This window comes from Acinetobacter lwoffii (assembly GCF_019048525.1).
GTDB classification, from domain to species: domain Bacteria; phylum Pseudomonadota; class Gammaproteobacteria; order Pseudomonadales; family Moraxellaceae; genus Acinetobacter; species Acinetobacter lwoffii_K.
Window position 1 is genome coordinate 712,653 of record NZ_CP077369.1, and the last position, 12,557, is coordinate 725,209.

Below are 12,557 nucleotides of genomic sequence, written 5' to 3' on the forward strand. Positions count from 1 at the left end.
TATGTGTGATTCATAGAGATCATTTCAATTTAGCGATCTCTAGATCCATCTTGTAATTGGCATGTTGAATCCGTTCATTTGAGGGGTTGTATTGCTTCTGGACTTCATCTGAGAAAGGAGTTTCTTCACATAATTCAAAGTACCTCTCCATCGGTGTTTTACCTTTCAACGCTGAATGTGGTCTCATCCAGTTATAGTAATGCTGCCATTCGGCTAGCTTGTCTTGGATATCCTCAGAATTGATATCTACAGTAGCGTAGAACTCAGATTTATCAGTTTTTTGTGAACGCTCTACCTTGCCATTCAGATGAGGTGAACCTGGTTTATTTGGCCTAAATTTGATTCCATGCTGCATCATTTTTTTCTGTACTTTTTCAGCAAAGAATTCCCGCCCACGATCGGTCTGTATTCGCTGTATGGGAAAAGGCATTTCTTCAATTACGCAGTCTAAAAAGTCGAGAGTATTCGCTGCTGTTCGGCGTTTATATATCCTTAAAACGCGATATCGTGTGCAGTCATCGATAGATGTGTACTGATATAGTCCTGGACCCAGTTTACAGGTATCCATTTGAATTCTATCGCCTGGTAATGGGCGTTCATAACGAATGAAATCTGCTTTACGACGGAATTTTTTAATCGGTTTGACTTGATGGGTGGATAGTACTTTATGGATAGTCGCTAAGGACAACGAGACTCCGTGCAGCCTCATCAATTCTGTTTGCAAACGTCGAGCACCAAAATTTCTAGCTGAGCGCATTTCTAATATTAAGGCTTTTAGCTCAGCATTGATTTTAGTATTTGGCGATTTTAAGGGACGTCTACTCTGGCTACTTAATCCATCAATACCTTGCTCAGAATATCGTTTCCACCACTTGCGTAACGTTGGTCTAGAAATGCCACATCTCCGACAAACTAGGCCAGCATCATTAGTCTCTTCAAATAATTTAACTCATACGAGTCTTTGTTGAATTTCTCTGTTCATAGACACCCATTATATTGAAATAATGTCTATGAATAAAATACTTAAATAAAAATTCTCCGACAAGCTCAGTACGGTTAATTTTTATCCAAATGAGTTTTCAAAATTATGCTTCATCCATAATCCATTCTTTAAAAAGAGCATCCTCGATTTCATAAGTACCATTTTCTGGTTTAAAAATAATTTGTTTTTTTGATAAAGAACGTAGGGCCGATTGAATACTTGATACCGCAATGTTATCTACACCAATGGAATCAGCCAGATGTTGTCTAAATTGACTACTATAAAGTTCAACTTGTGATTCCGCTATGGCTTTTAAAATTAGCTGTTCTAATAACTTAAACTCTCCCCATAATCCCGAAAAGTCACGATGCCCCATTGTATCGGCTATAAGCTGTTCCTTGGCAAAATCTATAGCCAGCATTGGGTTTAAGGCTAAACGCTCCACTAATGATCTTGCTAGTTGAGGACTTTGCTTCATATCTAAAAAAGCGTGCCATAAAATTTCTTTATTCAAACTACGTCCTGTTGTCTGATTAAATACATCTGCCAGATGATCTGTAAATGCTTTTGTTAGATTTGGAAAAGGTAAATTCTGTCCATAATGAAAAAAGGGAGCACTACTCACAGAAAACATTTGTCTCAGGCCTTCTCGACTTGAACCAGTAAAAACTACCTTTATTGTTTCTTTATGCATATCTAAAGCGGTACGTAAACTGGCAATCGTGGTTTTATATTTTGAACTAGCTAAAGCCTGAATCTCATCAAGTAACAGTAAAATAGGTTTCCCCTGCTGAGCCAGTTTAGTAATGCTAGACAAAATACTGGAATTCACTTGTCCTTGTAGAAGTGTCACTTCAGCTTTTACCCCTGCCACCTCTGTACTTAAAGAACCAATATTTTTAATCCAATGTGTGGCTTTCCCCATTAAGCCATTTTGTTTTGAAAACTCATCAAGAGCTTTTACAAACTGCCCTTCACTATGCAGGCCTGCATCTAAAAAACTGAAATAAAAAACGCGCCATCCAAGCTGTTCTGCTAGGGGCGTAATATCTTTTCGTAAAAATTCAGTTTTTCCCATCCGGCGTGGGGCAAAAAAAGTCAGAGAACTAGCTAGTCCAGTCTCAAACATGCCTAAAATTTGTTTCGCCAGTTCGGTACGTGGAAAGTGCCAAGGGTCATTGGAGATGGTCATCATTTTAATTACTCGGCAATGATTTATTTATTACCATAGATTGTATTAGATTCCATTAGATTGTAAATGTCTAATTAGATTTCTTTAATCTAATAGGATCTAATCAGGCCAATAAAGCACCTTCTTACCGATCAACTGTTTATTTTATAACTCCATTATTTTGTGGTTTAATAGACATATATGGACATAAGACCCAATATTATGGATTTAAAATTCATAAAACCTGAAGAAGTTGTTGGATTATTATGTGAGAGGCTTCGTAAAGAACGACTTTATCTGGAAATGACTCAGGCAGATGTTGCTGCACGTGCTGGTATTGGTGTGAATACAGTATCCAATCTGGAAGCAGGTCGAAATGTTTCATTTGAAAATTTAGTACGCGTTGCCATGGTCCTAGGCCGATTACAAGAATTAGAGGAACTCTTCAAACCTAATTTAAACAGTGTAGATGATATTCTTCGCTATGAGAGCAATACGGCTCGCCAACGTATCAAAAGGAAATAAATCCATGCTCAAAAAACTTAATGTTTACTACAATGGATGGGGTGAATATTGGCTTTAGGGTACACTGGTCTCCTCAACAGCAATCACAGGTCGACCATTAATTGCCTTTGAATACAGTGCTGAAGCGATCCGTAAAGGTTTAGAGCTTTCCTCTTACCTACTTCCATTAAAAGGTGACCCATTAAGAAAAAACTTTCCTACACAGCAAATGGGATTACCAAGTCATATATATGATGCATCACCCGATGGCTGGGTGTGCTCCAGAATTTTGGTGGCTATTCAGTCCATCATTACTTACATTCCAACTCTCTAGTTTTCCAACTAGCCCAGGTTATAATAATGGCCACCCAAAATACGATTGATCTATTATGAACAACTCCAATGACCCTTTACACGGCAAAAAACTTGCTGACATTTTGGATGAATTATTGGATTACTACGGTGGCTTTGAAGGTTTAAGTCGTAAAATTGAAATTAGATGTTTTTGCATAGACCCAAGTGTTAAATCATCATTGCGATTCTTGCGTACCACACCATGGGCACGTGAAAAAGTAGAAAGCTTATATTTGTACGTCTTACGCCAAAAGGCAAAACAGAAACCGTAGCCCCAGGCAACACCCCCTCTCATTATAAAATTATACCAGTCAGTAAAACACCTTTAGATTAAGCATGTGTATGTTGGTTATTATTGTTGATTATCAAAATAAATTAGTTACCAAAAATCAAAGTACCCCACCCTACCTTAAATTACACCACACAAAATAAAAACTCTATATAACTGTTATATATAGAGTTTATTAAAATACCAATTATGTTATTTAGTGTATTTTATGTCGGTGACTCTTGCCAAGGTTGGGGTCGGGAGTTCGAGTCTCCTTTCCCGCTCCAGATTCTAAAAAAGCCCTGATCGAAAGATCGGGGCTTTTTTCTGCTGATGTTATTTTCTTTAAATGATTCTTTCATTTTTATTTCACTCAATAAAAAATTCTTAATGTACTTTCTGATTTTATAACCAAGATATGACCATGACACCCCTAAGACAATAAAAAAGCCCTCATCAAAAGATCAGGGCTTTTTGATATTCCATCAATGAATCAGATGAAAGCAGGCTGGCGCAAAAAAACTAGCGATGATAAGAATCCATCTTCAATACAATTAAAAGGTGATCCGCTGATAGTCACGGTATTGCGGTGTCCAGAAATTATGCTCTATTGCTAGCTGCAATTCTTCTACACTGACTTTCGGTGCTACTCCGTCTTCAATCGCAGCAAGTGCCACTTTTAAGGCAATCTGCTTCGAAATTGACTGTAAACAATCCAGATTCGGCAATAAATCTGCCTGAGGGTCTTTGAGTTTAGGAGAACAGTCCGCCAAGGCATTACTCGAGGCCATCAGCATATTATCCGTGACACGTTTTGCACCTGAAGCAACTACGCCCAGACCGATACCCGGAAAAATATAAGAGTTATTGCATTGGGAAATATGATGAATCTGTCCCTGATAATTCACCGGGGCAAATGGACTACCCGTTGCAATCAATGCTCTGCCTTTGGTCCATTGCAAGATGTCTGCCGGAACAGCTTCTACGCGGGAAGTTGGGTTAGATAAAGGGAAAACAATCGGTTGTACGCTGTTTTCAGCCATGGCTTCAATCACTTCCTGAGTGAATAGACCTGGCTGTCCAGATACGCCAATCAATACCGTCGGTTTGGCACGTTTGACCACATCCAGTAGAGAAATCATACTCTCTGCATCTGCCCAGCTTTCTACATTTTCAAGCGGCTGTGCCAGTTTTCGCTGGAAGTCCAGTAAATTCGGCTGATTCTCAGTGATCAGACCAAAGCGGTCGACCATAAATACACGTGCGCGTGCTTCGGCATCACTTAAGCCCTCAGCAACCATTTGCTTAATAATCTGTTCTGCAATACCGCAACCGGCTGAACCAGCACCCAGGAAAGTAACCACCTGATCTTTAAGTTGTTTGCCTGCTGCGCGCGCAGCAGCAATCAGGCTGCCCACAGACACTGCTGCGGTGCCCTGAATATCATCATTGAAACAACAGATTCGATCACGGTATTTTTCCAGCAAAGGCATGGCATTTTTCTGTGCAAAGTCTTCAAACTGAATTAATGCATCTGGCCAACGTTGTTGAATCGCCTGAATCACCATCTCAACAAAGGCATAGTATTCATCGCCGCTGATTCGCGGTTCACGCCAGCCCATATAAATCGGGTCATTCAACAACTGCTGATTATTGGTACCGACATCAAGGGTAATTGGCAAGGTATAAGCCGGGCTAATCCCGCCACACGCGGTGTAGAGTGCCAGTTTTCCAATTGGAATCCCCATACCACCAATGCCTTGATCTCCAAGACCCAAAATGCGCTCACCATCCGTGATCACAATCACTTTCACGTTCTTTTTGTTGATATTGTGAATAATATGATCGATCTGATTACGGTCAGGATAGGAAATAAAAATCCCACGATGACGGCGATAGATATCAGAAAAGCGCTGACATGCTTCACCCACAGTCGGAGTATAAATAATCGGCATCATCTCGCTAAGGTGATTTTCAATCAGATGGTAAAACAGGGTCTCATTGGTATCCTGAATATTTCGCAGATAAATATGCTTGTTAATATCACTGCTAAAAGCACAATACTGCTGATAAGAACGCTGACTTTGTTCTTCAATGGTCTCGGTAACATGAGGAATCAAACCATGTAAATTAAAACTTCTGCGCTCTTCTTCAGAAAATGCAGAGCCTTTATTGAGTAGTGGGAGTTCTAGCAGAGTATTTCCAGCATAAGGAATATATAAAGGGCGTTTACTGTTCAAATTTTCTCTGGGCATTATTTAACTCATCTAATCAATCTTCGGCAGTTCTGCCAAAATAGTCACATCACTTTGTTTATTTTATATAGCTTAGCCTGATTTTAAGCTGTTAGGTCATTTAGCAAATTTATAATACTTGTAGCAGGATTTTATAATCTGATAACACTCATTTTCAGCCTAGGTTTTGGACGGTTTCTAAAATTAATCCCTATTCGTATTTTTAATTTAAATCGGCAGCAAGATCTGTTTGACAAAAAACCTCAGCTCATCAAGGATAAAGCATAAATTTAATAAGACCAACGAGTATAACAATGAGTGAACTGCAACCGCTTTATCAGCCCGATATTTTGGGGACAGGTTATGAGCAAGCGACCTTAAACTTTCCCGATGATTATGAGGGCAAAGTCGTAGCAACCCTGATCCGTAAAAAAGCAGCCCAACCTACAAAAAAAGCAGTTCTATATATTCACGGCTTTATCGATTATTTTTTTCAGACCGAAATGGCAGAGCGCTTTAATCAGCATGGTTTTGATTTTTATGCGCTGGATTTGAGAAAATACGGCCGTTCGATTCTGCCGCATCAAAAATATTATAACGTGTATGACCTTGCTGAATATGATGCAGAAATTACCCAGGCACTCGACATTATAGCAGCCGAGGGTCACGATGCTGCCCTGCTCTGTGGTCATTCTACCGGCGGCCTGACCACGACCCTGTATGCGGCACATCATCCGCAGCACCCTTTAATCAAAGCGCTTTGGGTCAATAGTCCATTTTATGACTTCAATATGAATCCAATCAAACGTGCGCTTGGCATTCCGCAACTGAGCAGACTGGCTAAAATTTTTCCCAATCTTAAATTTCCAAGCGAGCTGAACAAGTGGTATGCCACCAGCCTGCATAAGGATTTAAAAGGCGAATGGGACTTCAGTCTGGACTGGAAAAAGACCCGCTACCCGATGGTTCGGATCAGTTTTATTCGTGCCATTCATGAGGCACAGAAAGAAATTCATCGCGGTGTTCAGCTCGATATTCCGGTATTGATCATGCATTCGCATCAGACCTTATATCCTAAAAAATGGGGCAAAGCCGCACAGAGCAGCGATGTAATTTTAGGGATTAAAGACATTCAGAAATATGCCAAAAAAATTAAAGGCGATGTCACGGTTCAAAGTATCCGGAACGGTTTACATGATCTGGTACTTTCAGAGCAATCTGTGCGTGAGCAGGTTTATCAGCAACTGTTTCAATGGCTGCATGACAAAGGGCTTTAGATAAATGCGAAAGGAGAAATGAAACTTGCCCTCATTTCTCCTGCTTGGCTTCTTTTGAATCCTTATTAGGTTGGAATGTAATTAAGCACATTGAAAATATGCCAATTTTTCGATGGTTTATAAGTGCTATAAACCCTTGTTTTTAAATTTAAGACTTGAGAATTTATAACTTTTATTCTTCTACTGCTTGTCTCCAAATATTGTCTTTTGTAGCAAGCCTGTAAACAAACAACCGCCCGTCTTTTTCCCTCTTTATAGTAGAGCTGAATGCAGAAGCGCCTATATTTTTTGATCGGCAACATGCGCTCGACCTGCACCACTAACAATCATATAAAGGAATAGATTATGCGTTATGCAGACCCCAATACTGACGGTTCAAAAATCCAATTTAAAACACAATACGATAATTTCATTGGCGGCGAATGGGTCGCTCCGGTTAAAGGCGAATACTTTGACAACATCTCTCCGGTAGATGGCAAAGTCTTTACCAAAGTGCCGCGCTCTTCTGTAGAAGACATAGAGTTGGCGCTTGATGCAGCGCATAAAGCCAAAGAGCAATGGAACAGATCATCGCCGACCACCCGCTCCAATATCCTGCTGAAAATTGCAGATCGTCTGGAACAAAATCTGGAACTGCTGGCTGTGGCAGAAACCTGGGACAATGGTAAGCCAATTCGTGAAACACTGGCTGCCGATATTCCATTGGCCATTGACCATTTCCGTTATTTTGCGGGCTGTATCCGTGCCCAGGAAGGCGGCATTTCCGAAATTGATGAAGATACCATCGCCTACCATTTTCATGAACCGTTAGGCGTCGTGGGTCAGATTATCCCGTGGAACTTTCCGATTCTGATGGCCGCCTGGAAACTGGCACCTGCCCTGGCTGCGGGTAACTGTATCGTGCTGAAACCTGCGGAACAGACTCCGGTCAGTATTCTGGTGCTGGCTGAACTGATTCAGGACATTTTACCCCCGGGCGTATTGAACATCGTCAATGGCTATGGGGTCGAAGTCGGCCGTCCACTGGCGACCAATCCCCGTATTGCCAAGATTGCCTTTACCGGCTCAACCGCAGTGGGTCAGCTGATCATGCAATATGCGACTGAAAATATTATTCCGGTGACTCTGGAACTCGGCGGTAAATCACCAAATCTTTTCTTTGCCGACATCATGGATCAGGAAGACGATTATCTGGATAAAGCTCTGGAAGGCTTTGCCATGTTTGCCCTGAACCAGGGTGAAATCTGTACCTGCCCTTCCCGGGCCTTGGTACAGGAAAGTATTGCCGATGAATTTCTGGCGCGTGCGGTAGAACGGGTGCAACGCATTAAAACCGGCCATCCACTCGACACCGACACCATGATTGGTGCGCAAGCCTCACAGGAACAGCAGGACAAGATTCTGGGCTGTATTGCCACTGGCCGTGAAGAAGGTGCACAGATCCTGACCGGTGGTGAAGCACGTCAGGAAGTCGGTCAAGGTTTCTATATTGAACCGACCATCTTTAAAGGCACCAATGACATGAAGACCTTCCAGGAAGAAATCTTCGGGCCTGTACTGGCTGTGACCACCTTTAAAGACTTTGATGATGCGATCAAGATTGCCAATGATACGATTTATGGTTTAGGTGCCGGTGTCTGGTCACGCTCAGCGCATACCTCCTACCGTGCAGGACGCGCGATTCAAGCGGGTCGGGTCTGGACCAACTGTTATCATATTTATCCTGCACATGCGGCTTTCGGTGGCTATAAAAAATCAGGGATTGGTCGTGAGAATCACAGAATGATGCTGGATCATTATCAACAGACCAAAAACCTGCTGGTGAGTTATTCAACCAAACCGGCTGGTTTCTTCTAAGTATGAATTTTCTCAAAAGCGAACTGCGGTTCGCTTTTTTGTTTTATTCAAGTTTTTTAATATCTGGTAAATTTTTCTGCTCTTGATCGTTGACCAGCAAAATAAAAGTCTGAAAATCACAAAAACAGGAATAAAACTGTATAAAAAACAAATTAATACTTTAACTTAGAAGGACTTCGCCTAAGTTTTTCATTTTTTATGCATTTTAACTGTTCAAAAAACCTGCATAAAGCCCTGGCTTTCATTTAAAGTCGGCTTTTCATGATTCCCAAGACTGTGTATAACATTGAACCACTATAGGGAAACTAATAAGCATAGGCAAAATTGCTTAAAAAGCGTTAGACTATGTACCCAATAATGTCATGATTCGGTCTGATCAAGATCAAAAAAGAAGGTGAAGGTTGATGCCGCTCAATACTGTTGAAGAGCTTGTAGCAGATATCCGTGCAGGAAAAATGGTCATCCTGATGGATGATGAAGATCGTGAAAATGAAGGCGACTTAGTGATTGCTGCCACGCACGTACGTCCTGAAGACATCAACTTCATGATCACCCATGCACGTGGTCTGGTCTGCCTGACTTTAAGTAAAGAGCGTTGCCAGCAGTTGAATCTGCCTTTGATGGTTGATGCCAACGGCGCCCAGCATGGGACCAATTTCACCTTGTCGATTGAAGCGGCTGAAGGTATTTCTACCGGTATTTCTCCGGCTGAACGTGCTCATACAATTCAAACTGCTGTGGCTGCTCATGCCAAACCGGCCGATATTGTACAGCCAGGACATATCTTCCCGCTGATGGCGCAGCCAGGCGGTGTATTGCACCGTGCTGGACATACTGAGGCAGGTTGTGATCTTTCCCGTTTAGCAGGACTGGAACCAGCTTCTGTGATTTGTGAAATCATCAATGAAGATGGCACGATGGCGCGCCGTCCGGATCTGGAAGTCTTTGCTGAAAAGCATGGCCTGAAAATCGGCACGATTGCCGATCTGATTCATTACCGCATGACCAATGAACAAACGGTAGAGCGTATCGATCAGCAAAGTATTGATACTGAATACGGCAGCTTTGACCTGTACCGCTATCGTGAACTGGGTAACCCGGATATCCATTTGGCCTTGGTCAAAGGTGAGCCTAAAGAGGGTGTGACCACAGTGCGTGTACATGGTTTTAACCCGACCCGCGACTTGCTCAAACTGAAGAAACAGGATGGCGAGCCGGCCTGGAACCTGGATCGTGCCTTGAAAGAAATTTCCAACAGTGATCGTGGTGTACTGGTCTGGATTGGCCAACACCATTTACAGGACCTGGGTCCAGCATTAGATACCCTTAAAGCGCCAAAAAATGTAAAATCAAATTCTGCACTGTCTCAGCAGTATCAGACCATTGGTGTGGGTGCACAAATTTTGCGTGATCTAGGCGTTGAAAAAATGAAGCTGCTCAGCTCTCCATTGCGTTTCAATGCCCTGTCAGGCTTTAACTTAGAAGTGGTGGAATACATCACCGCACAACAAACATCTTAAGAAATTATCGAGGTTGTTATGGCAGTTCGCCGTATTGAAGGTATGTTACATCTCGCGAACGAAGACCGTTATGCGATTTTAGTTGGTCGTTTTAACAGCTTTGTGGTTGAACATCTGTTAGAAGGTGCCATTGATACATTGAAACGTCATGGTGTATCAGAGGATAATATCACTGTTGTTCATGCACCTGGTGCCTGGGAACTTCCTGTAGTTGCGAAAAAACTGGCAGCTTCAGATCGTTTCGATGCCATCATCGCGCTTGGCGCCGTGATTCGTGGTAGCACGCCTCACTTCGATTTCGTTGCAGGCGAATGTGCCAAAGGTTTGGGCGTGGTTGGCCTGGACACTGGCTTACCTGTCATTAACGGTGTACTCACTACGGACAGTATTGAACAAGCGATTGAACGCTCTGGAACAAAAGCAGGCAATAAAGGTAGCGAAGCTGCCCTGACTGCGATTGAAATGGTTAACTTGTTAAAGGCTATTTAACGCTATGTCGCAAACACTTCAAGCAACTTATGCAGCAAAACGTAAAGCACGTCGCTTTGCTGTACAAGGAATTTATGAATGGCAAATGAGCCACAATCCGGTGCATGAGATTGAAGCACGTACGCGTGTGGAAAATGCCATGCACAAAGTGGATCTGAGCTATTATCATGAATTGTTGACTCAAGTGGTTGCCAATCATGAAGCATTGGATGCGCTCTTAATCCCGGTACTCGATCGCGAACTTTCAGCACTTGACGGTGTTGAGCTTGCGACCCTTCGTCTTGGTGCATATGAACTCAAAGAACATTTTGAGATTCCATATCGCGTCGTTCTAGATGAAGCAATCGAACTGGCTAAACATTTTGGCGGTGCCGATAGCCATAAATACATCAATGGTGTATTGGATCGTTTAGCGACAACTTTGCGTGCAGCAGAAAAACAGCAGTCTAACTAATAGCGTAGATTCGTTGTATGGCTGAATTTTCGATTATCGACACCTATTTCAATCGCAAGAATGCCCATTCTGTCGATCTGGGCGTCGGTGACGATTCAGCCTTGCTCACCCCCCCTCCTCAGCAACAACTGGTCATCTGTGCCGACACTCTAGTTGCTGGACGCCATTTTCCAATAGACACCGATCCGCATGCGATTGGCTGGAAATCTGTGGCGGTTAATTTATCTGATATTGCCGCGATGGGCGCAACCCCGTACAGTATTTTACTCGCATTGAGCCTACCCCAAATTGATCATGACTGGCTAAAAGCTTTTAGTCAGGGTCTGTACGATTGCTGCGATCAATTTGGCGTAAGTTTAATCGGTGGTGATACCACTCAAAGTCCTCATTTAACCCTGTCTGTTACAGCATTGGGCTGGGTGGATATTGGTCAAGCCATTCCACGCTCAGGTGCAAAACCGGGTGATCTGATCTGTGTCAGTGGAACTGTCGGTGATGCAGCTTTTGCACTACAGCATCTTGGTCATCCACTGCAAAAACGTCTGGACTATCCAACGCCACGTTGTCAGCTCGGTGCTGCCCTAAAAGGTCTGGCGCATAGCATGATTGACGTCTCGGATGGTTTGGCCCAAGATCTTGGACATATTCTCAAAGCCTCTCAAGTCGGTGCCAAGCTGCAACTTGAAAACCTGCCGATCAGTCCTGCCCTGCATGCCTTAAGTGATGAACAAAAATGGCAATATGCCCTCGCTGGTGGCGATGATTACGAATTATGCTTTACAATAAGCCCGCAAAATTACGAAAAATTATTGCAAAAACAACTTGATGTTTCGATTAGTATAATCGGCACAATTCAGCAGCAACACGGCTTAACTTTTGAAAAAGATGGCGTAGATCATTCACTTCAATTTAATGGGTATCAACATTTTGCATAAACCTGCGATTAATTTTAAAGCCATGTCATGGATCGACCGACTGATTGTCTTTAGTGGGGTTGGTTTTGGTTCCGGTCTGGCACCTAAAGCACCCGGTACCTTTGGGTCGGCCTTTGCACTTTTATTTATTCCCATTTGGCTGCATCTTGGTTTTCTAAACAGTGTTTTTGCCATTGCCATCATGTCCCTGGTTGGCATATATATCTGCGGGCATACTGCTAGAGTCATGGGGGTTCATGATGATGGACGCATTGTCTGGGATGAATTTGCCGGACAATCCATCACATTTTTGCCCCTGATCTATTTAGGCCAGATGAACTGGTTATGGTTGCTCATCGGTTTTGCGCTATTCAGATTATTTGATATCTGGAAACCTTGGCCGATCCGTGTGATTGACCGACAGGTCGACGGTGGCTTCGGCATCATGCTGGATGACATTATTGCCGGCCTTTGGGCTGCTCTTTGTATTTTGCTTTATTTTTACTTCATCGTGGCATAAGCCATATTTAGGA

The 12,557-nt window shown here is 42.7% G+C and carries 11 protein-coding genes and 2 pseudogenes; 10 read left to right on the forward strand and 3 right to left on the reverse strand.

Features of this window, described 5'->3' with window-relative positions:
- Positions 1-19: 19 nt before the first annotated feature.
- Both I6L24_RS03340 and I6L24_RS03345 read right to left on the reverse strand, forming a co-directional pair.
- A pseudogene (locus tag I6L24_RS03340) lies at positions 20-982 on the reverse strand (IS481 family transposase).
- 103 nt (positions 983-1,085) lie between these two features.
- A complete protein-coding gene (locus tag I6L24_RS03345) occupies positions 1,086-2,177 on the reverse strand; it encodes an ATP-binding protein (RefSeq protein WP_002058158.1) in 1,092 nt (363 codons plus the stop codon).
- 198 nt (positions 2,178-2,375) lie between these two features.
- Here I6L24_RS03345 and I6L24_RS03350 point away from each other — a divergent pair, with 198 nt between their 5' ends.
- From I6L24_RS03350 to I6L24_RS03360, 3 genes and pseudogenes are all read left to right on the forward strand, one after another.
- A complete protein-coding gene (locus I6L24_RS03350) occupies positions 2,376-2,678 on the forward strand; it encodes a helix-turn-helix transcriptional regulator (RefSeq protein WP_044111704.1) in 303 nt (100 codons plus the stop codon).
- 64 nt (positions 2,679-2,742) lie between these two features.
- Positions 2,743-2,931 (forward strand): annotated as a pseudogene (locus I6L24_RS03355) (type II toxin-antitoxin system HipA family toxin); the annotation flags it as partial.
- A gap of 115 nt (positions 2,932-3,046) precedes the next feature.
- Complete coding sequence (locus I6L24_RS03360) at positions 3,047-3,283, forward strand: VF530 family protein (RefSeq protein WP_004647809.1); 237 nt, start codon at positions 3,047-3,049, stop codon at positions 3,281-3,283.
- A 550-nt stretch (positions 3,284-3,833) separates the two neighbouring features.
- On the opposite strand, the gene I6L24_RS03365 is transcribed toward I6L24_RS03360, so the two are convergent.
- On the reverse strand, positions 3,834-5,534 hold the full coding sequence (locus I6L24_RS03365) for an NAD-dependent malic enzyme (RefSeq protein WP_180087389.1): 1,701 nt from the start codon (positions 5,532-5,534) through the stop codon (positions 3,834-3,836).
- A gap of 293 nt (positions 5,535-5,827) precedes the next feature.
- On the opposite strand from I6L24_RS03365, the gene I6L24_RS03370 reads away from it, so the two are divergent.
- The 7 genes from I6L24_RS03370 (at position 5,828) to I6L24_RS03400 (ending at position 12,544) form a co-directional block, all read left to right on the forward strand.
- Entirely contained in the window at positions 5,828-6,790 is a 963-nt protein-coding gene (locus tag I6L24_RS03370; protein WP_216986412.1) for an alpha/beta hydrolase, read from the forward strand.
- Between the two features lie 345 nt (positions 6,791-7,135).
- Positions 7,136-8,647 carry an acetaldehyde dehydrogenase ExaC gene (exaC, locus tag I6L24_RS03375; protein ID WP_180087387.1) on the forward strand — a complete coding sequence of 504 codons (1,512 nt, stop codon included), beginning with the start codon at positions 7,136-7,138 and terminating at the stop codon, positions 8,645-8,647.
- 404 nt (positions 8,648-9,051) lie between these two features.
- Positions 9,052-10,167, forward strand: a complete 1,116-nt coding sequence (gene ribBA, locus I6L24_RS03380; RefSeq protein WP_004647616.1) for a bifunctional 3,4-dihydroxy-2-butanone-4-phosphate synthase/GTP cyclohydrolase II — start codon at positions 9,052-9,054, stop codon at positions 10,165-10,167.
- An 18-nt stretch (positions 10,168-10,185) separates the two neighbouring features.
- The gene (gene ribH, locus I6L24_RS03385) at positions 10,186-10,656 is read left to right on the forward strand and encodes a 6,7-dimethyl-8-ribityllumazine synthase (protein ID WP_004280926.1); all 471 of its coding nucleotides are present in this window, start codon (positions 10,186-10,188) and stop codon (positions 10,654-10,656) included.
- A 4-nt stretch (positions 10,657-10,660) separates the two neighbouring features.
- Complete coding sequence (gene nusB / locus I6L24_RS03390; protein ID WP_005249568.1) at positions 10,661-11,110, forward strand: transcription antitermination factor NusB; 450 nt, start codon at positions 10,661-10,663, stop codon at positions 11,108-11,110.
- A gap of 17 nt (positions 11,111-11,127) precedes the next feature.
- Positions 11,128-12,045: a thiamine-phosphate kinase gene (gene thiL, locus I6L24_RS03395; RefSeq protein WP_216986413.1), complete on the forward strand. Its 918-nt coding sequence runs from the start codon at positions 11,128-11,130 to the stop codon at positions 12,043-12,045.
- Positions 12,023-12,544 carry a phosphatidylglycerophosphatase A family protein gene (locus tag I6L24_RS03400; RefSeq protein ID WP_085064581.1) on the forward strand — a complete coding sequence of 174 codons (522 nt, stop codon included), beginning with the start codon at positions 12,023-12,025 and terminating at the stop codon, positions 12,542-12,544. Before thiL ends, I6L24_RS03400 begins: the two co-directional genes overlap by 23 nt.
- Positions 12,545-12,557 lie beyond the last annotated feature (13 nt).

Coding starts and splice junctions, on each gene's coding strand:
- thiL (WP_216986413.1), top strand. CDS start 11,128: ATGGCTGAATTTTCGATTATCGACACCTATTTCAATCGCAAGAATGCC.
- I6L24_RS03360 (WP_004647809.1), top strand. CDS start 3,047: ATGAACAACTCCAATGACCCTTTACACGGCAAAAAACTTGCTGACATT.
- I6L24_RS03345 (WP_002058158.1), bottom strand. CDS start 2,177: ATGATGACCATCTCCAATGACCCTTGGCACTTTCCACGTACCGAACTG.
- I6L24_RS03350 (WP_044111704.1), top strand. CDS start 2,376: ATGGATTTAAAATTCATAAAACCTGAAGAAGTTGTTGGATTATTATGT.
- I6L24_RS03370 (WP_216986412.1), top strand. CDS start 5,828: ATGAGTGAACTGCAACCGCTTTATCAGCCCGATATTTTGGGGACAGGT.
- I6L24_RS03400 (WP_085064581.1), top strand. CDS start 12,023: ATGGGTATCAACATTTTGCATAAACCTGCGATTAATTTTAAAGCCATG.
- ribBA (WP_004647616.1), top strand. CDS start 9,052: ATGCCGCTCAATACTGTTGAAGAGCTTGTAGCAGATATCCGTGCAGGA.
- ribH (WP_004280926.1), top strand. CDS start 10,186: ATGGCAGTTCGCCGTATTGAAGGTATGTTACATCTCGCGAACGAAGAC.
- nusB (WP_005249568.1), top strand. CDS start 10,661: ATGTCGCAAACACTTCAAGCAACTTATGCAGCAAAACGTAAAGCACGT.
- exaC (WP_180087387.1), top strand. CDS start 7,136: ATGCGTTATGCAGACCCCAATACTGACGGTTCAAAAATCCAATTTAAA.
- I6L24_RS03365 (WP_180087389.1), bottom strand. CDS start 5,534: ATGCCCAGAGAAAATTTGAACAGTAAACGCCCTTTATATATTCCTTAT.